This window comes from Rhodococcus sp. NPDC056506 (assembly GCF_042794945.1).
Classification (GTDB): Bacteria; Actinomycetota; Actinomycetes; order Mycobacteriales; family Mycobacteriaceae; genus Rhodococcus_F.
The window spans coordinates 33,457-52,186 of the sequence record NZ_JBHTSW010000010.1; the positions used below are offsets into that span (position 1 = coordinate 33,457).

The window sequence follows — 18,730 nt, forward strand, 5'->3', positions numbered from 1 at the left end:
CGGACGCAACGCATTTCTCTGTTGGCGTCTGAAAGTTCCGACAGTTCGGTTTTCATGGTTGACTGGTCCTCATGATCGAGCTGAGGGGATTGACCAAGGTTTACGGACCGACGAAAGCGGTGGACGACTTGTCGTTCACGGTCAAGCCGGGCATCGTGACGGGCTTTCTGGGCCCGAACGGTGCGGGCAAGTCGACGACGATGCGGATGATCCTGGGTTTGGATCAGCCGACGTCGGGTGCGGCGTTGATCGAGGGCAAGCCGTACCGCGAACTCACAACACCGTTGCGGACGGTGGGCGCGCTGCTGGATGCCAAGTGGGTGCACCCCAACCGCAGTGCGCGAGCGCATCTGCAGTGGATGGCCGCCTCGAACGGGATCCCGAAGTCCCGCGTCGACGAGGTGCTCGGGTTGGTCGGATTGTCCGAGGTGGCGGGCAAGAAGGCCGGCGGGTTCTCGCTCGGCATGTCGCAGCGTCTCGGGTTGGCCGGTGCGTTGTTGGGTGATCCGAAGGTGCTGTTGTTCGACGAGCCGGTCAACGGTCTCGATCCGGAGGGCATCGTCTGGATTCGTAAGTTCATGCAGCGGTTGGCGGCCGAGGGCCGCACGGTGCTCGTGTCGAGTCACCTCCTCTCGGAGATGGCGTTGACGGCGGAGCAGTTGGTGGTGATCGGTCGGGGTCGGTTGATTTCGGATTCGACGGTCGCGGAGTTCGTGGATCGTTCGTCGGAGTCGACGGTGCGCGTGCGCAGCCCACAATTGGACGCTCTCCATGCCGCATTGACTGCTCAGGGACTGACTGTCCGCGAGGACCATTCAGGCCCGGAGCCGGTGTTGGTGGTGGTGGATTCGACCACCGATGTGATCGGCGGTCTGGCTGGTTCGCAGGGAATCATGTTGTACGAGTTGGCGTCTGTGCAGGGGTCGCTCGAGGATGCGTTCATGAAGTTGACCGGAGACGATGTCCAGTACCACGCGTCCGGTATCGATCCGGGCGCTGGAGCCCACCAAGCAAATGCGCACCAGGCAAACACACAGCAGGCTATGGGAGGTGCACTGTAATGGCTGTTCTCAGTGCTGAACGTATCAAGATCACCACGACCAAGTCGCCGCTGTGGTGCTCGGTCATCATCATCGTGCTCGGGTTGGGGCTCGCTACCGTTTTCGGACTCAGCGCCAAGTCGTCGCTCCGCAATTCGAACGGTGCAATGATGCCGACCGTCTCGGGGGCGCTCAGTGGAGTGACCGGCTTCGGTGTGTTGGTTCTGATGATCATGGCGGCCCTCGCGATCACCAGCGAATACCGCTTCGGGACCATCCGCACCACCTTCCAGGCGGTTCCAAATCGCGCCTCGGTTCTGATCGCCAAGGCCGGCCTCATCGGCGGTTTCGGAGCGGTATTGACGCTCGTATTGTCGTTCGGCGCCTTCGCTCTGACGAAGACCACAGCAGGCGACGCCGGAACATTCCTTACTCTGTCTGGCGACGAGAACTGGCGGGTCGTTTACGGAACACCGATCTACGCGTTCTTCTGCGTGGTACTGGCAGTCGGAGTGGGGGCGTTGTTCCGGCAGTCTGCGGGTGCGATCGCGCTACTGCTGTTGTGGCCCCTGCTCATCGAGAACCTATTCAACCTGTTTGGCAGCATCGGCGAGAAGATCATGCCGTTCCTGCCGTTCATGAACGCCAATAACTTTCTCGGTTCCGGCGGTAGCGTCGACTTCCACTGGGGCCCTTGGGGCAGCCTGATCTACTTTGCCCTCTTCGTTCTCGTCGTCTTCGGGCTCAGCATCGTCGTCGTGAACAGACGAGATGCATAGGCACACAGATCAGGCGGGCTGATTCTGCTTACGCCAGCGGGCGTTCAGGAAACCCAATGCCGCGATCACGAGGAACAACACGGTGGTCGAGATCAACTGTGCACGGGCATCGGCGTCGAAGAGCATGAGGACGACGAATACGCCAAGCATCGCGAGAGTCGCGTAGCTCAGATACGGGAACAGCCACATCCGAACTGTCAGCTTGCCCGACGCTTCGAGTTGTTTGCGCAGTCGCAGATGCGAGACGACGATGAAGATCCAGATGACCAGCAGCGCGGCGCCGACTGCGTTGAGCAGGATGCCGAGCAGGTCGTCGGGGAGCAACCAGTTGAGCAGGACGCTGACGAAGCCGAAGAACACCGACAGCAGAACGGCATTGGTCGGAACTCCAGTGCTCGACAGTTTCGCCATGAAAACGGGCCCGTCACCGCGACGCGACAGCGAGAACGCCATACGAGAGGTGCCGTAGATGTTGGCGTTGAACGCAGAAAGCAACGCCACCACTACGACGAGTTCCATGAACCCGGCGACACCCGGAATGTTCGCCTTGTTCAAGACGGCCACAAACGGGCCGCTCTCGAGTTCGGGGTCGTTCCAGGGCAGCACCAGAACCATGATCGAGATGGCGCCGATGTAGAAGACGCTGATGCGCCACACGACGCTTCGGACAGCGACGGCGATGGAGCGTTCCGGATTCTCGGATTCTGCTGCAGCGATGGTGACGATCTCGATCCCACCGAAAGCGAAGGCCACGACGAGAAGGCCTGCGGCGATGCCAGACAACCCGTTGGGCATGAAGCCGCCCTGCCCGAACAGATTGCTCGTACCGACCGGATCGGTATCGGGCAGGATGCCGAACACAAGCAGGACACCGATGACGAGGAAGGCGATGATGACGGTGACTTTGATTGCGGCGAACCAGAACTCGAACTCGCCGAAGTTGCTGACCTTGGCCAGGTTCACGACGGCGAAGAACACCACGAAGACGAGGGCGACAACCCATTGCGGGATCGACGGCACCCAGTCGTTCACGATCGCCGACGCTCCGGTGATCTCGGCCCCCAGCACCATGATGAGCATGAACCAGTAGAGCCAGCCCATCACGAAGCCGGCCCACTCGCCGATGCCCAGGCGTGCGTAGTGAGAGAAGGAACCGCTGGCCGGAATCGCCGCGCCCATCTCACCGAGCATGCGCATCACGAACACCACGACGGCGCCCGCAAGGATGTAGGAGATCAGGACGGCCGGGCCGGCCTTGGCTATACCGACGCCGGTTCCGAGGAACAGGCCGGCGCCGATGGCCGAGCCCAGGCCCATCATCGTCAGATGGCGGACCTTGAGACCGTGGCCGAGAGCAGTGGTTGTTCCGTCGGAGACGTCGGTGCTGGTCATCAGTCGTTGGCGTGCAAAGCAGCGTTCAGTTCGACGCCGGTGCCCTTCCACGGCACGACCTCGACGGCGCCCGACACCGAGTTACGACGGAAGAGAAGGTTGGACTTGCCGCTCAGTTCCTTGGCCTTGACGACGGTGCCGTCCGGGCCGGTGACCTTGGTGCCCGCGGTGACGTAGAGGCCCGCTTCGAGGACGCAGTCGTCGCCGAGTGAGATGCCGAGGCCGGCGTTGGCGCCGAGGAGGCAGCGCTTGCCGAGGGAGATGGTTTCCTTGCCGCCGCCGGAGAGGGTGCCCATGATCGAGGCGCCGCCACCCACGTCGGATCCGTCGTCGACGACGACGCCCGCGGAGATGCGGCCTTCGACCATCGAGTTGCCGAGGGTGCCGGCGTTGAAGTTGACGAAGCCCTCGTGCATGACGGTCGTTCCGCTGGCGAGGTGTGCGCCGAGTCGGACACGGTCCGCGTCACCGATGCGAACTCCGGACGGCACGACGTAGTCGACCATGCGGGGGAACTTGTCGACGCTGAACACGGTGACGACTCCGCGGATGCGCAGACGCGAGCGAACCTGCTCGAAGCCCTCGACGGCGCACGGACCGAAGTTGGTCCACACGACGTTGGTGAGCAGGCCGAACTGGCCGTCGAGATTGACGCCGTGGGGCGCGACGAGACGGTGCGAGAGGAGGTGGAGGCGCAGGTAGACGTCATGGGCGTCGACCGGTGCCTTGGAGAGATCGGCGATGGTGGTGCGCACGACGACCTGCGAGACCTCGCGAGCGTCGTCAGTGCCTGCCAGCAGGGCAAGATCGGAAGGAATGTCTGTTCCCTCGACGTTCTCGGTACCGGTCTTGTCGAATGTTCCCAGCTCCGGTGCCGGGAACCAGGTGTCGAGGACGGTTCCGTCCGCGGTCACGTTGGCGATACCTACTGCTGTTGCTCCCTGTGCGCTCACGGGACTAGAGATTACTGGGTGGTGGGTGCACCGGCCTAGGCTGGTGCGTGTGAGCATCCTCGATCTTGCTTCGGACCCCATCGACTTGACGGCCGCCCTGGTCGACATCCCCAGCGTCTCGCACGACGAATCCGTCATTGCGCAGGCCGTCGAGGATGCGCTGCGTGAGCAGACTTCGGGCTTCGAGATCATCCGCAACGGCAACGCCGTGTTGGCGCGTACGTCGCGTGGTTTGCCCAGTCGAGTCATGCTCGCCGGACATCTGGATACGGTGCCGATCGCCGACAACGTTCCTTCGCGACGCGAAGGCGACATCCTGCACGGATGCGGGACTGTCGACATGAAGTCGGGGGACGCGGTGTTTCTTCATCTGGCTGCGACCATCGAGAACTTGGCCCACGATCTGACCTTGGTCTTCTACGACTGCGAAGAGATCGCCGCGACGTACAACGGCCTGGGAAGAATCGAACGCGAGATCCCGGAATGGCTCACGGCCGACGTCGCGATTCTCGGTGAGCCGACGGCCGGTTTCATCGAGGCCGGGTGCCAGGGCACGATGCGGGTTCGGTTGGCGGCGTCGGGAACTCGCGCACATTCGGCGAGGTCCTGGCTGGGGGACAACGCCATTCACAAGTTCGGCGGTGCGTTGGAGCGGTTGTCGCGTTACCAGCCGCGCTCGGTCGACATCGACGGTTGCGGCTACCGCGAGGGTTTGTCGGCGGTGCGGATTTCCGGCGGTGTCGCCGGAAATGTCGTCCCGGACGAAGCCGAGATGGACGTCAATTTCCGATTCGCGCCCGATCGCAGCGAGGTACAAGCCGAGGCACACGTGCGCGAAGTGTTCGACGGTCTGGGCCTCGGATTCGAGGTCACCGACTCCTCGCCCGGCGCGCTGCCTGGCTTGGCGAACCCGTCCGCTGCCGCCTTGATCGAGGCGGCCGGTGGTCAGTTCCGTGCGAAGTACGGGTGGACCGACGTGTCCAGGTTCTCGGCGCTCGGCATTCCTGCCGTGAACTACGGACCGGGTGATCCGAACCTCGCGCACAAGCGCGACGAGCACGTTCCGGTGCAGCAGATCACCGACGTCGCGGCCGTGCTGAGGAAGTATCTGTCGGCCTGACCGTTAGCCTTGCCGAATGGCACCAGAGAAGAATTCGGCTTCGAAGAAGCAGAGCTCGTCGATCAAGCACCGCGGGCCGGTTCAGCTTCGACGCAAGCGCAAGGACGAGAAGACCACGACGGATCAGCGCCTGCTCGACAAGCGCGGACCCACGGATTGGGTACACACCGATCCGTGGCGTGTGTTGCGTATCCAGAGCGAATTCATCGAAGGTTTCGGCGCGCTCGCCGAGGTCCCGCGTGCGGTGACGGTGTTCGGTTCGGCCCGCACCACGGTCGATCATCCCGAGTACCAATCCGGCCGTGAACTGGGAACGGCCTTGGCCGAGGCCGGGTACGCCGTCATCACCGGTGGTGGGCCGGGAGTCATGGAAGCTGCCAACCGTGGCTGCAGCGAAGCAGGCGGATATTCGATCGGTCTCGGCATCGAGTTGCCGTTCGAGCAGGGACTCAACGAGTGGGTGGATCTCGGAATCAACTTCCGGTATTTCTTCGCACGCAAGACGATGTTCGTGAAGTACTCCCAGGCATTCATCTGCCTGCCCGGCGGCTTCGGAACACTCGACGAGCTGTTCGAAGCCCTCACCCTGGTGCAGACCCACAAAGTCACGCGCTTCCCGATCGTCCTGTTCGGCACCGAGTACTGGTCCGGGCTCGTCGACTGGATTCGCGGCACCCTCGAGCGTGACGGCAAGATTTCCGAGGGTGACGTGAATCTGCTGCACGTCACCGACAGCGTCGAAGAAGCAGTACGAATCGTCCTCAACGCAGACAAGGGCGTCGACGAGGCCGCAGATCTGGGGAAAGAAGAAGAATGGTGACCGATTCCGACAAGAAGTACTCGATCTGCGTGTACTGCGCGTCGGGGCCGGTGGACGAGTCGTTCCTGGCGTTGGCGGCAGAGGTGGGAACCGCGATCGGTCGACGCGGATGGCAGTTGGTCTCGGGCGGTGGCAACGTCTCGATGATGGGCGCGGTCGCCGAGTCCGCTCGCGCTGCGGGCGCTTGGACCGTCGGCGTCATTCCGAAGGCACTGGTGCACAAGGAAGTTGCCGACGTCGATGCCGACGAGCTGATCGTCACGGACACCATGCGCGAACGCAAGAAGCTGATGGAAGATCACGCCGACGCGTTCATCACGCTGCCGGGCGGAATCGGGACGCTGGAAGAGTTGTTCGAAACGTGGACCGCCGGCTACCTCGGAATGCACGAGAAACCAGTGGTGATGCTCGATCCGGTCGGGCACTTCACCGGCCTGCTCGAGTGGTTGAACAAGCTCGACGGGACCGGCTTCGTCGGGCGTCAGGCGCTGGACACCCTGCTGGTGAGGACGGACGTCGAGGCAGCACTCGACGCGTGCGTGAAACCCTGACCTGGGGCATGGCGGGCTTTATTACCGTGAAGTAAGGTGGCCGCAGACTGGGCGGCCGAATGGGCGCCGGATACGTGTTAGGGGAGCCATGAGTTCGGAAGCCCGTTCGACCGTCGGCCTGCTGGATCTGGCGGCAAAACTGCCGTCGATGATCACCGAGGTGCCGATCCTGGCGCGGGGGGCCGCCGGCCTCACCCGCAAGCCTTCGGCCAAGGAATCGATCGGGTTGATCTTCCAGAAGGCTGCACACGCTCACCCGTCGCGCCCGTTCATCCGGTTCGAAGGCCACGCGACCAGTTATGCCGAGGCCAACGAACTGGTGAACCGCTACGCGGACGTTCTCCGTGGCCGAGGAGTCGACCGCGGAGACGTCGTCGGAGTGCTGGCAAAGAACACTCCCGAAGCCCTGTTGATCGCACTCGCTGCCGTCAAACTCGGTGCGGCAGCGGGCATGCTGAACTACAACCAGCGCGACGACGTTCTGGCACACAGCCTTACGCTGCTCGACGCTCGCGTCCTGGTGGTCGCCGACGAGTGCGAAGAAGCCCTCGAATCGTTGCCTGCCGGATTTGCCGGGCCCGATCAACTTCTTGTCAGTGAACTCTCGGATCTGGCGAAGACGGCTGATCCGGCCAACCCGGCGGTCACCGCCGAGGTGCTGGCGAAGGAGAAAGCGTTCTACATCTTCACCTCGGGCACCACCGGAATGCCCAAGGCCAGCTTGATGACTCACTTCCGCTGGTTGAAGTCGATGTCTGGACTCGGGTTGATGGGCGTGCGCTTGCGCGGCTCCGACACTCTGTACTGCTGCCTGCCGCTCTATCACAACAACGCGTTGACGGTCTCGTTGTCCTCGGTGCTCGCGTCCGGTGCGACCATCGCAATCGGACGTCAGTTCTCCGCCTCCCGGTTCTGGGACGACATCGCAGTCAACAAGGCGACCGCCTTCACCTACATCGGTGAGCTGTGCCGCTATCTGCTCAACCAGCCGGCCAAGCCGACCGACAGTGACAACGCCGTTCGGCTCATGGTCGGCAACGGTCTGCGCCCTGAGATCTGGGCCGAATTCACCCAGCGCTTCGGCATTCCCCGCGTCGCCGAGTTCTACGGTGCCAGTGAATGCAACATCGCGTTCGTCAACGCACTCAACGTCGACAAGACAGCAGGCATCTGCCCGTTGCCGCACGCTGTCGTGGAGTTCGACGAGAACACCGGAAAAGCGTTGCGTGGAGCCGACGGTCGACTCCGCAAGGTTTCCACGGGTGACGTCGGACTCCTACTGTCCAAGGTCACCGACCGGGCGCCTTTCGACGGTTACACCGACGAAGCGGCGAGCAACAGCAAACTGGTACGGGGCGGATTCAAGGACGACGACACCTGGTTCGACACCGGAGACCTGGTGCGCAAGCAGGGATGGGGTCACGTCGCCTTCGTCGACCGCCTCGGTGACACCTTCCGTTGGAAGGGCGAGAACGTTGCCACCACGGAGGTCGAGGGCGCGCTGAGTTCGCACCCGGCCGTCGAAGAAGCAGTTGTCTACGGCGTCGAGATTCCTGGCACCGACGGGCGCGCGGGCATGGCGGCGGTGAAGTTACGGGACAGTCAGAGTTTCGAGGGCAGCGAAGTCGCGGCTCACCTCTACGGCAAGCTCCCCAACTACGCTGTCCCGTTGTTCATCCGCATCGTCGACTCACTCGAACACACCAGCACTTTCAAGTCGCGCAAGGTGGAATTGCGGAACGAGGGTTACGACGTCGGCGCCGACACTCTGCACGTTCTCGAAGGCCGCGAGGGTGGTTACGTGGACTCGTACGACGAATACGTCGGAAAGGTCGCGGCAGGCTCGGTACCCAAGGGCTAGACCGAGTTCCGTCATGCCAGTATGAGTGGCATGTCTTCACTCTCCGGTTCTACCGCGCAGCCAGGTCCGGCGCCCACCCTGTGTGGGCGTCCGGTCGCGGTCGACCGTGCATTGGTGATGGCGATCGTCAATCGCACTCCCGATTCCTTCTACGACCAGGGTGCGACGTTCTCGGACTCGGCGGCGATGGCTGCCGTCGATCGTGCCGTCGACGAGGGCGCCGATCTGGTGGACATCGGGGGAGTGAAAGCCGGACCGGGTGACCTCGTCGACGCCGACGAGGAAGTCAGGCGGGTGGTTCCGTTCGTCGCCGCGATCAGGGCCAAGTACCCCGAGTTGATCATCAGCGTCGACACCTGGCGCAGTGGCGTCGCACGGCTGGCGCGCGACGAAGGCGCCGACCTGATCAACGACACGTGGGCCGGTGCGGATCCCGAACTCGTGGTGGTCGCTGCCGAGACGGGCGCCGGCATCGTCTGCTCGCACACGGGCGGCGCGGTTCCGCGCACCCGCCCGCACCGTGTTCGCTACGACGACGTCGTCGCAGATGTGGTCTCCGAGGTGGTGTCGGCGGCAGAACGCGCCCTGGCTCTCGGTGTTCCGCGTGACGCGATTCTGATCGATCCCACCCACGACTTCGGCAAGAACACCTTCCACGGGCTCGAGTTGTTGCGAAAAGTGGACGTTCTTGTAAACACCGGGTGGCCAGTGCTGATGGCGCTGAGCAATAAGGACTTCATCGGGGAGACTCTTGGTGTGGAGCTTTCCGAGAGGTTGGAGGGAACATTGGCAGCGACAGCAATGGCCGCGGCGGGCGGCGCCCGGGTGTTCCGTGTTCACGAGGTGGCGTCCACCCGTCGAGTAGTCGACATGGTGGCCGCGATCCAGGGACGCCGCGCCCCGGTACGTACGGTTCGAGGTCTGGCATGAGCATCACCGGTGCGGGCCCGACCCGCGTATGGGCAGAAGCCAACAGTTGGGACCATCCGAGTTGGACGGTGGCCGAACTCGAACGGGCAAAGGGGGGCCGAACCGTCTCGGTGGTGTTGCCCGCGCTCAACGAGGAAGACACCGTTGCTGCCGTGGTCGACACCATTCACCCGTTGCTCGGCGGCTTGGTCGACGAATTGATCGTGCTCGATTCGGGTTCGAGCGACCGTACCGCCGAGCGTGCTCGCGCGGCCGGAGCGACGGTGATCAGTCGTGAGAGCGCCGTCCCGTCCATCCCGCCGACCGCGGGCAAAGGTGAGGTGCTCTGGCGTTCGGTCGCCGCGACGACCGGCGATCTGATCGCATTCGTCGACTCCGACCTCATCAATCCCGATCCGGCGTTCGTGCCGAAACTGCTGGGTCCGCTACTCACCGTTGACGGCATCCATCTGGTGAAGGGTTACTACCGCCGTCCGCTGCGCGTGAGCGGCACGGAGGACGCCAACGGCGGCGGACGAGTCACTGAATTGGTGGCGCGGCCCATGTTGGCTGCGCTGCGGCCCGAACTCACATCGGTGCTGCAACCATTGGGTGGTGAATACGCGGGCACCCGAGAGTTGCTCTCCGCAGTCCCGTTTGCCCCGGGCTACGGTGTCGAGATCGGCTTGCTGCTCGATACGTACGACACGTTGGGGCTGGCGGCGATCGGTCAGGTCAATCTGGGCGTGCGCAAGCATCGCAACCGGCCACTCGCCGACCTCGGCGTGATGAGTCGGCAGATCATCGGAACGATGCTCAGGCGGTGTGGGATCGAGGATTCGGGTGCCGGGTTGACCCAATTCCTGGTCGACGGTGATTCTTTCGTGCCCGAGACCACGGAGGTATCGCTGGTCGATCGACCCCCGATGAATTCGATAGTGCGCACCGCGGGGGTCTGACCGCTTACCCACGCGTATGGGAGTATCGGTCCATGATGACGATCCTCCTGTACCTGATTGTCATGGCACTGGTCGGCGCGATGATCTTCCTCGCCGCCAGCGCTGTGTTCGGGCGCTCGGAAGAGCTGCCGCCGCTGCCTCCCGGCACGACGGCGACGGTGCTGCCGGCGGAAGACGTCACCGGAGCGGATGTCGACGCTCTGCGCTTTCAGCAGGTGCTGCGGGGTTACAAGGCGAGCGAAGTCGATTGGGCTCTGCATCGCCTCGGGTTGGAAATCGATTCTCTGCGTGCACAACTGGGCCGTGACGAGCGGTCTGAGGTCCTGGTGAAGGCGGATGCTCCCGCCGTGGCCGAAGCGTCGCACGAGGAGCCTGAGACCGCGTCCGAGTCCGAGTCCGAATCGAAGGATTCTCAGGGCTGATGGCAGACGGACTGGTTCGATGCGGCTGGGTGGTCGAGACGCCCGGCGACACGCTTTACCGCGACTATCACGACGAGGAGTGGGGGCGTCCGCTGCACGGGCGCGCCGAACTGTTCGAGCGGCTCGCTCTCGAGGCATTCCAATCGGGGCTTTCGTGGATCACGATTTTGCGCAAACGCGAGTCCTTCCGAGAAGCCTTCGACGGGTTCGATCCGGACAAGGTCGCAGCGTACGGAGTTGCGGATGTCGAGAGATTGCTCTCCGATGCCGCGATCGTCCGCAATCGCGCGAAGATCGAAGCGACGATTTCCAACGCCCGAGTGCTCGTGAATTCACCCGATCTGGACCTCGATTCGTTACTCTGGTCGTTCTCGCCGCCTCGACGCACCAGACGACTGACATCAATTGCAGAGGTTCCGGCGGTCACTCCCGAGTCGACTGCCATGGCTAAGGAACTCAAGCGACGTGGGTTCAAGTTTGTGGGCCCTACCACGGCTTATGCGCTCATGCAGGCCACCGGAATGGTCGATGATCACGTGGCCGATTGTTGGGTTCCGACGCAGGTGTGACGGTCGACTGAACACCCCTAAATGTGACTCAGATTCCCGGTTCCCGCATCCATAGGGAACAATGGAGGGTACGAGCCTCGCTGATTGTTGGCGGGGCGCACCGTTAGTCGAGGCGCAGAGCAATGCAGCGCAGATCTGGAGGGAGCAGAGGATGGCGGCCATGAAGCCCCGGACCGGGGACGGTCCCCTCGAAGCAACCAAAGAGGGACGAGGAATCGTCATGCGGGTTCCACTCGAGGGTGGCGGACGCCTCGTCGTCGAGCTGACCCCGGATGAAGCTGCAGCGCTCGGTGTGGAACTCACGAACGTCACCAGCTAGTCGGGTCCAGGTTGTAGCAGTACGAACAACAGCACGTGATTGCACGCAGGCTCCGTATCCGTTTCGGTACGGGGCCTGAAGTGTGTGCGCACCGCCGGTAGCAGAAAGGACGGATCAATGCTTGCCGCCGTGATCGATCTTCTGTCCTGCCCGCAGTGCGCTGCCGAGTTGGAGTTGGTGGACGGCGCCGCCGAGTGCGACCGCGGACATCGATTCGACGTGGCTCGCCAGGGTTACGTGAGCCTGATCAGCGGCGGAGCCACGAAGTTCACCGGCGACAGTGCCGAGATGATCGCGGCGCGTGCACGACTGCTCGGCGCGGGCCATTTCGACCCACTGATGGATGCCGTCTCCCGGGCCTGCTCGACTACGGCCGGGTCGGATCCTGCGCGGATCGTCGAAATCGGTGCAGGCACAGGTCAATACCTCGCGGACGTGGTGGATTCTCTGCCTGATTCTCGCGCAATAGCCTTGGACGTGTCCAAGTTCGCGGCACGGCGGGCTGCGAAGGTCCACGAAAGAATCGGCTCGATCGTCGCAGACGTCTGGCAACCACTACCGATTCGCGACGGAGCGTTGTCTCACGTGCTCTGTGTGTTCGCTCCGCGCAACGGTCCGCAGTCCCATCGCGTTCTCGCAGATGACGGCGTTCTGGTGGTGTTGACGCCCACCGACAGGCATCTGCGAGAGCTGATCGACATCCTTGCGATGGTCAGGGTCGACGATCGCAAAGTAGAACGCCTCGAATCCTCGATGGCCGGCTACTTCGACCGCGTGAGCAGCGACGAGGTCGAGTTCACGATGTCACTGTCCCGCCAGGACATCCTCGACCTGGTGGGTATGGGACCGTCGGCGAGACACCTGACGCCCGCCGATCTTGCTGCCGCCGTGGCGAAGCTGCCGCAGCCGAGCACCGTGACCGCGTCGGCGACGATCTCGACCTACCGCAAAATCTGACCTGGATCAGCGTCTCGTGACGGCATCGGCGTAGACCTCGAGCGTCTGCTTGGCGATTTCGGCCCAGGAGAACTCGTCGATCGCACGGATTCTGCCCGCACGACCCATCGCTTCGGCGCCCTCTCGGTCGGCGACAACGGCATTGACGGTGGCCGCGAGTGACTCCTCGAATGCGTTCGGCTCGTAGGCGTTGTAATGCACGAGTCGCCCGGTGGCGCCGTCGGCGACCACCTCGGGGATGCCGCCGACATCGGAAGCGACCACGGCGGTCTCGCACGCCATGGCCTCGAGATTGACGATCCCGAGGGGCTCGTACACCGAAGGGCAGACGAATACCGTTGCTGCCGAGAGTATTTCCCTGATCTGTTCGGTCGGGAGCATTTCGCGCACCCAGAAGACGTTGCCTCGATGCCTGGCGAGTTCGGCCACCGCCTTCTCCGTCTCGGCGGCAATCTCCGGTGTATCGGGAGCGCCGGCGCACAGCACGAGTTGAATCTCCGAGTCGAAGTGGTGTGCCGCCGCGACGAGGTGACCAACTCCCTTCTGTCTGGTGATGCGTCCGACAAAGGCCACGATGGGTTTGGCTGGATCGACTCCGATCGACGCGAGCGCGGACGGCGCTCCCGGCGCAGATCCGCCGGGATGCCATACCGCGGTGTCGATTCCGTTGCGCACCACGTGCACGCGACTCGGATCGACGGCGGGATACGCGTCGAGGACGTCGAGTCGCATTCCGGAACTGACGGCGATGATCGCGTCTGCGTGCTCGACGGCGTTGCGTTCGGACCACGACGAGATCCGATAGCCACCACCTAGCTGCTCGGCCTTCCACGGGCGTCTGGGCTCGAGTGAGTGTGCAGTGAGGATGTGCGGTACGTCGTAGAGCGCCGAGGCGAGATGCCCGGCCAGTCCGGTGTACCAGGTGTGGGAGTGGACGATGTCGACGCCCGCCGCTGCGTCCGCCATCCGCAGTTCGGTCGAGAGCGTAGTCAAGGCGGGGTTGGATCCGGCGAGTGCGGGGTCGGGAGAGTGGACGATCGCGCCTTCGCGCGGGGCGCCCATGCAGTGCACGTCGACCTCGCACAACCGCTTCATCTGAGCGACAAGCTCGGTTACGTGTACTCCTGCGCCGCCGTAGATCTCCGGCGGGTATTCCTTGGTCATCATCGCGACTCGCACGCGCTAAACCTAACCGCCCGTGGTCGATCCGGCTACCGATCGCGCTTTCCCCGCCCGTTCGGAGAGGGACACGATCGGACCTCTCGGACTGCTTCGCTAGCGGGAGTTCACCGGTGCGGATAGGTTAGCGGTGTGAGAAGCCAGCCGCATGTGCTTGGAATCGTGCTCGCCGGGGGCGAGGGCAAACGCTTGTATCCGCTGACCGCGGACAGAGCGAAGCCCGCAGTGCCCTTCGGAGGTGCATATCGACTTATCGACTTCGTGTTGAGCAACCTTGTCAACGCGGGATATCTGCGTATTTGTGTGTTGACGCAATACAAGTCACATTCACTGGACCGCCACATTTCGCAGACGTGGCGGTTGTCCGGTTTCGCGGGTGAGTACATCACTCCGGTCCCGGCCCAGCAGCGGCTCGGGCCGCGCTGGTATACCGGCAGCGCCGACGCAATCCTGCAGTCGCTCAATCTCGTTTACGACGAGGACCCCGAGTACATCGTGGTTTTCGGTGCCGACCACGTGTACCGGATGGATCCGGAACAGATGGTGCAGCATCACATCGAATCCGGGGCAGGGGTGACGGTCGCGGGAATTCGTGTACCGCGAAGCGAGGCTTTTGCTTTCGGCTGCATCGACAGTGACGAGTCCGGACGCATCACCCAGTTCCTCGAGAAGCCCGCCCATCCTCCCGGGACACCGGACGACCCCAACTCGACGTTCGCGTCCATGGGTAACTATGTGTTCACCACCAAGGTGCTCGTGGACGCCATCCGCGCTGATTCCGAGAACTCCGATTCCGACCACGACATGGGCGGCGACATCATTCCCGCCTTGGTCGCGGCGGGTGAGGCGTCGGTCTACGACTTCAAGGACAACGTGGTCCCCGGCGCCACCGATCGAGACCGCGGTTACTGGCGCGACGTCGGTACCCTCGACGCCTTCTACGACGCTCACATGGACCTCGTGTCCGTGCATCCGATCTTCAATCTCTACAACCGTCGCTGGCCCATCCGCGGCGCCACCGAGAACCTCGCGCCCGCCAAGTTCGTGAAGGGCGGACTCGCCCAGGAATCGGTGGTCGGTGCGGGGTCGATCTTGTCCGCGGCAACGGTCCGCAATTCGGTACTCAGCTCCAACGTGATGATCGAGGACGGCGCGACCGTCGAGGGCAGCGTGCTGATGCCGGGTGTGCGCATCGGCAAGGGTGCCGTCGTACGGCGCGCGATCCTCGACAAGAACGTCGTGGTCGGTGACGGCGAAATCATCGGCGTCGACCTCGAACGTGACCGCGAACGGTTCGCCGTCAGTCAGGGTGGCGTCGTCGCCATCGGGAAAGGCGTCTGGATCTAGAGCTTGCTCGCGCAGAGGAGGCCGTCGCCGAGGGGGAGGAGCACTCGAATGAGTCGCTCGTCCTCGGTCACGGCCTTCGCTGCTTCTCGGACCGCAACAGTCGTCGCATCGCGAGCGGAGCTGTCGGCAACACGTCCGTCGGCGAGGGCGTTGTGCAGAACGATGACTCCGCCGGAGCGCAGCAGGCGGACACCTTCGCGGACGTAGTGCGGGTGGTCGATCGCGGCGCAGTCGACGAACACCAGGTCGTAGCCGCCGTCGGCGAGACGGGGAAGGACGTCGAGTGCGCGTCCGTTGATCAGGCGAGTGCGTGCCGGAGCGATTCCACTTTCGCGGAAGGTCAGTTTGGCCGCCCGCTGGTGTTCGGGTTCGCTGTCGATCGTGGTCAGGACGCCGTCGTCGCGCATGCCGTGCAGAAGCCACAGGCTGCTCACGCCGGCTCCGGTGCCCACCTCGACGGCTGTCTTCGCGTCGAGCATTCTCGCGAACATGGCGAGAGTTGCGCCGACGGCGGGCGTCACCGGATGGGCTCCGAGATCCAGCGCTCGATCTCGCGCCGCGGTCAAAATCTCGTCCTCGGAAACTACGTCCTCGACGTGGCGGAGTATCTGTTCGGCGTGGGTCACGCTCATGAGGTTATCGGGCGGTTCGGATTGTCGCTGCAAGGCGCGCAGTCACCAGGATTCTCAGGAATCCCTCAGGCTCCTCATATGGCGTGCACACCGCGATGAGAAAAGGTGTATACATCGCCGGATCGAAGATCGCACGGCGGTATCGATTTCTACCAAGTTGATCTTTCGCAGCTCGGTCATCGGGAACAAATCACAGCATCGGCTGGTTCTCCCGAATATCGCGCATCACGTGATTCGGACAACGCGGTGATCGAACTACGCGATCCCGAGCAGGAGGATCAACTTATTTACCAGGTCAACGACGAGCCTCGCCCTCGAGAGTCGGAAGTTTTGACGACGGAATCGGCTGTGGATTCCGAATTGATCGGCACAGCTGTGTTCGATGCAACTGGTGAGAAGTCCTCCATGCCGTCTTGGGACGAACTCGTGCGTCAGCACGGTGACCGGGTGTACCGCCTGGCCTACCGGTTGTCAGGCGATGCCCAGGACGCCGAGGACTTGACGCAGGACACCTTCATCCGGGTGTTCCGCTCGCTCTCCGACTATCAGCCCGGAACGTTCGAGGGCTGGTTGCACCGCATCACCACCAACCTGTTCCTCGACATGGTTCGCCGACGCAACCGCATCCGTATGGAAGCGCTGCCCGAGGACTACGACCGCGTTCCCTCACCTGGTCCCGACCCCGAGCAGATCTACCATGACGCGCGCCTCGACGCAGGTCTGCAGGCCGCACTGGACTCGCTCGCACCTGAATTTCGTGCAGCTGTTGTGCTCTGTGACATCGAAGGTCTGTCGTACGAGGAAATCGGTGCCACACTGGGAGTGAAGCTCGGAACGGTTCGTAGCCGTATCCATCGTGGGCGACAGGCGATTCGCGATCATCTGGCAGCGCAGCGCGCGGCCGAATCCGAACTCGTCGGTTTCTGACGGTCGGGTTCGAGCTACAGAGCGGGACGTGGTCAATCACCTGGAGGGACGAATGACGGAGGCGCGGGCACATCGCCAGTTCGGTTCGACCGAACATCTGGCCAGCGAGGCAATCGCTGCCTACGTCGACGGAGAGCTCCGGATGCAGGCCTACCTGAGGGCCTCCCATCACATCTCGATCTGCGCCGAGTGCGCAGCAGCCGTCGATGCTCAGCAGCAGGCGCGTGGTGCGCTGCGTCGAAGCGGCGAGATGACGATGCCGTTGTCCCTGGTGGGACTTCTCAGCCAGATTCCCTCGTGCAACAGTCCGACTACCGGACCCAATTCGGAAAACGCCGACAGTTCCGTCGGTAATCAGCCCGCCGGCTTCTCCACCATCAGCAAGAGGTTGTCCCGTCGCTGGCGCAAATGACGCCGCGCGCCTGCTTCCCGGCGCGGATCAGTGATACTGGACGATGTGACTGACGGAAAAAGGGGGCACTCCGGAGTGAGTTCGGATTCTTCGGCAAACGGTTCGGTGGACAGACCGGCAGATGCGCCGGTTCTCGACCCCCGTCCGGTCTATCGACCCCAGATCGATCCGGCCTCGCGCCAGGTGTTCGGTCGGCCGAGTGGAGTCGAAGGCTCGTTCACTCCGGTGGCCGCGCGATCGACCCCGTCCTCCGACGTCGTGATCGGCGCTCCGGACCCGGTGCTGGCCGAGGCATTCGGACGACCAGCAGACGCCACCGAGTCGATCGGCCGCGATCCCGAGGCGTCGACCGACAACGCGCCCGAAGAAGAGCCGCCGAGCGATCCGTGGCGTGATCCGGAATCCGCCGTCTCCCTGGGCAATCCCGCAGAGTCCGAGACGCCGGTGCAGTTGCAGCCCGCCCGGAAGCTCGATGTGCGTGAGGTGTTGTTCGGTCGCAAGGTCGCTCCCTCGGCGCTGGCCGCACTCGCCGGGATGGCGCTCGTCATCGCACTCGTCGGCGGCTTACTCGCCACGGTCATCACCGCCGATCGCAGTTCACTCACCAGCTCACGCGTCACGCTCGTCCAATCCGGCGGCGGCGAACAACCGGAGTCGCAGGTGGCGAAGGTCGCCGACGCGGTACTGCCATCCGTGGTGTCGATTCAGGTTGCCGTCGGTGACCAGGGGAGTACGGGATCGGGTGTGGTCATCTCGGGCGAGGGATACATCGTCACCAACAACCACGTGATCTCCTCTGCCGTTCCGCCCGCTCAGGACGCGAAGATCCAGGTGATCTTCTCCGACGGAACCAAGACCGACGCCCAGATCGTCGGCCGTGACGTCAAGACAGACCTCGCGGTGCTCAAGGTGTCGGCCAACAATCTGACGGTCGCTCAGCTCGGAAAATCCGAGGATGTTCAGGTGGGCGACGACGTCGTCGCCGTCGGCTCACCGCTCGGATTGAGCAAAACCGTCACCCGCGGAATCGTCAGTGCGCTGAATCGGCCTCTGCGGTTGTCGGGTGAAGGCACCGACACCAACGCCGTCATCGACGCCGTCCAGACCGACGCGGCGATCAATCACGGCAACTCCGGTGGGGCGCTCGTCGACGACGAAGCCCGCGTCATCGGTATCAACACGGCAATGCTCAGTGAGTCCGGTGGTTCGGTCGGGCTCGGCTTCGCGATTCCGATCGACACGGTCACCGAGGTGGCGCAGACCATCATCCGCGACGGCAAGGTTCATCACCCAGACATCGGCGTGAATGCCCGCACCGCAGTCAACGACGCGACCAGCGGCGCTGCCGTGGCCAACGTCCGCGACGGCAGCCCCGCTCAACGTGCGGGGATCGTCGAGGGTGACGTCATCGTCAAGGTCGGTGGCCGGCCGGTGACAAGCGCCGACGAATTGGTGGTTGCGGTCAACGCGACGACCGTCGATCAGCCTGTCAACGTTCAGTTGATCCGCGACGGACGGCAGGTCGACATTTCGGTCACGCCGGTGTCGGACTGATCGGACCCTGCGATCTTCCTGTGAGGTT

20 protein-coding genes are annotated in these 18,730 nt (G+C 63.5%); 16 read left to right on the forward strand and 4 right to left on the reverse strand.

Annotated elements, in window-relative coordinates:
• Positions 1 to 71 precede the first annotated feature (71 nt).
• Both ACFQ6H_RS11550 and ACFQ6H_RS11555 read left to right on the forward strand, forming a co-directional pair.
• Entirely contained in the window at positions 72 to 1,061 is a 990-nt protein-coding gene (locus ACFQ6H_RS11550) for an ABC transporter ATP-binding protein (protein ID WP_378646170.1), read from the forward strand.
• Positions 1,061 to 1,819, forward strand: a complete 759-nt coding sequence (locus tag ACFQ6H_RS11555) for an ABC transporter permease (RefSeq protein ID WP_378646172.1) — start codon at positions 1,061 to 1,063, stop codon at positions 1,817 to 1,819. Before ACFQ6H_RS11550 ends, ACFQ6H_RS11555 begins: the two co-directional genes overlap by 1 nt.
• Before the next feature lie 9 nt (positions 1,820 to 1,828).
• Here the strand turns inward: ACFQ6H_RS11555 and ACFQ6H_RS11560 are convergent, their stop codons facing one another.
• On the reverse strand, positions 1,829 to 3,211 hold the full coding sequence (locus ACFQ6H_RS11560) for an amino acid permease (protein ID WP_378646174.1): 1,383 nt from the start codon (positions 3,209 to 3,211) through the stop codon (positions 1,829 to 1,831).
• The gene (gene dapD, locus ACFQ6H_RS11565) at positions 3,211 to 4,164 is read right to left on the reverse strand and encodes a 2,3,4,5-tetrahydropyridine-2,6-dicarboxylate N-succinyltransferase (RefSeq protein WP_378549798.1); all 954 of its coding nucleotides are present in this window, start codon (positions 4,162 to 4,164) and stop codon (positions 3,211 to 3,213) included. Before dapD ends, ACFQ6H_RS11560 begins: the two co-directional genes overlap by 1 nt.
• A gap of 49 nt (positions 4,165 to 4,213) precedes the next feature.
• Here dapD and dapE point away from each other — a divergent pair, with 49 nt between their 5' ends.
• The 10 genes from dapE (at position 4,214) to ACFQ6H_RS11615 (ending at position 12,651) form a co-directional block, all read left to right on the forward strand.
• Positions 4,214 to 5,284 carry a succinyl-diaminopimelate desuccinylase gene (gene dapE / locus ACFQ6H_RS11570; RefSeq protein WP_378646176.1) on the forward strand — a complete coding sequence of 357 codons (1,071 nt, stop codon included), beginning with the start codon at positions 4,214 to 4,216 and terminating at the stop codon, positions 5,282 to 5,284.
• A 16-nt stretch (positions 5,285 to 5,300) separates the two neighbouring features.
• Complete coding sequence (locus ACFQ6H_RS11575) at positions 5,301 to 6,104, forward strand: TIGR00730 family Rossman fold protein (protein WP_003945176.1); 804 nt, start codon at positions 5,301 to 5,303, stop codon at positions 6,102 to 6,104.
• Complete coding sequence (locus tag ACFQ6H_RS11580; protein WP_378646178.1) at positions 6,098 to 6,655, forward strand: TIGR00730 family Rossman fold protein; 558 nt, start codon at positions 6,098 to 6,100, stop codon at positions 6,653 to 6,655. The genes ACFQ6H_RS11575 and ACFQ6H_RS11580 overlap by 7 nt, the downstream gene beginning before the upstream one ends.
• A gap of 88 nt (positions 6,656 to 6,743) precedes the next feature.
• Entirely contained in the window at positions 6,744 to 8,516 is a 1,773-nt protein-coding gene (locus ACFQ6H_RS11585; protein WP_378646180.1) for a long-chain-acyl-CoA synthetase, read from the forward strand.
• Between the two features lie 30 nt (positions 8,517 to 8,546).
• Positions 8,547 to 9,446: a dihydropteroate synthase gene (folP, locus tag ACFQ6H_RS11590; protein WP_230817391.1), complete on the forward strand. Its 900-nt coding sequence runs from the start codon at positions 8,547 to 8,549 to the stop codon at positions 9,444 to 9,446.
• A complete protein-coding gene (locus ACFQ6H_RS11595) occupies positions 9,443 to 10,384 on the forward strand; it encodes a glucosyl-3-phosphoglycerate synthase (protein ID WP_283301488.1) in 942 nt (313 codons plus the stop codon). Before folP ends, ACFQ6H_RS11595 begins: the two co-directional genes overlap by 4 nt.
• A 32-nt stretch (positions 10,385 to 10,416) precedes the next feature.
• Positions 10,417 to 10,806 (forward strand): DivIVA domain-containing protein, encoded by a 390-nt coding sequence (locus ACFQ6H_RS11600; protein WP_378646182.1) that lies wholly within the window; start codon positions 10,417 to 10,419, stop codon positions 10,804 to 10,806.
• Positions 10,806 to 11,375 (forward strand): DNA-3-methyladenine glycosylase I, encoded by a 570-nt coding sequence (locus ACFQ6H_RS11605; protein WP_378549815.1) that lies wholly within the window; start codon positions 10,806 to 10,808, stop codon positions 11,373 to 11,375. The genes ACFQ6H_RS11600 and ACFQ6H_RS11605 overlap by 1 nt, the downstream gene beginning before the upstream one ends.
• A 151-nt stretch (positions 11,376 to 11,526) precedes the next feature.
• Positions 11,527 to 11,694, forward strand: coding sequence for a DUF3117 domain-containing protein (locus ACFQ6H_RS11610; protein WP_003945169.1), 168 nt, complete (start codon positions 11,527 to 11,529; stop codon positions 11,692 to 11,694).
• A 117-nt stretch (positions 11,695 to 11,811) separates the two neighbouring features.
• The gene (locus ACFQ6H_RS11615) at positions 11,812 to 12,651 is read left to right on the forward strand and encodes a putative RNA methyltransferase (RefSeq protein WP_378549818.1); all 840 of its coding nucleotides are present in this window, start codon (positions 11,812 to 11,814) and stop codon (positions 12,649 to 12,651) included.
• A gap of 6 nt (positions 12,652 to 12,657) precedes the next feature.
• On the opposite strand, the gene glgA is transcribed toward ACFQ6H_RS11615, so the two are convergent.
• The gene (gene glgA / locus ACFQ6H_RS11620; RefSeq protein WP_378646184.1) at positions 12,658 to 13,830 is read right to left on the reverse strand and encodes a glycogen synthase; all 1,173 of its coding nucleotides are present in this window, start codon (positions 13,828 to 13,830) and stop codon (positions 12,658 to 12,660) included.
• 132 nt (positions 13,831 to 13,962) lie between these two features.
• On the opposite strand from glgA, the gene glgC reads away from it, so the two are divergent.
• Positions 13,963 to 15,177 (forward strand): glucose-1-phosphate adenylyltransferase, encoded by a 1,215-nt coding sequence (gene glgC / locus ACFQ6H_RS11625; RefSeq protein ID WP_003945185.1) that lies wholly within the window; start codon positions 13,963 to 13,965, stop codon positions 15,175 to 15,177.
• On the opposite strand, the gene ACFQ6H_RS11630 is transcribed toward glgC, so the two are convergent.
• Complete coding sequence (locus tag ACFQ6H_RS11630; protein ID WP_007736091.1) at positions 15,174 to 15,809, reverse strand: O-methyltransferase; 636 nt, start codon at positions 15,807 to 15,809, stop codon at positions 15,174 to 15,176. The two genes, glgC and ACFQ6H_RS11630, sit on opposite strands and share 4 nt — an antisense overlap.
• A 330-nt stretch (positions 15,810 to 16,139) precedes the next feature.
• Between ACFQ6H_RS11630 and sigE the strand changes: the two genes are divergently transcribed.
• The 3 genes from sigE to ACFQ6H_RS11645 all read left to right on the forward strand — a co-directional run bounded on the left by sigE (position 16,140) and on the right by ACFQ6H_RS11645 (position 18,702).
• Entirely contained in the window at positions 16,140 to 16,736 is a 597-nt protein-coding gene (sigE, locus tag ACFQ6H_RS11635) for an RNA polymerase sigma factor SigE (RefSeq protein WP_029255812.1), read from the forward strand.
• A gap of 52 nt (positions 16,737 to 16,788) precedes the next feature.
• Complete coding sequence (locus ACFQ6H_RS11640) at positions 16,789 to 17,148, forward strand: hypothetical protein (RefSeq protein ID WP_003945180.1); 360 nt, start codon at positions 16,789 to 16,791, stop codon at positions 17,146 to 17,148.
• Between the two features lie 75 nt (positions 17,149 to 17,223).
• Positions 17,224 to 18,702, forward strand: a complete 1,479-nt coding sequence (locus ACFQ6H_RS11645; protein ID WP_378646186.1) for a S1C family serine protease — start codon at positions 17,224 to 17,226, stop codon at positions 18,700 to 18,702.
• The last annotated feature ends 28 nt before the right edge of the window (positions 18,703 to 18,730 follow it).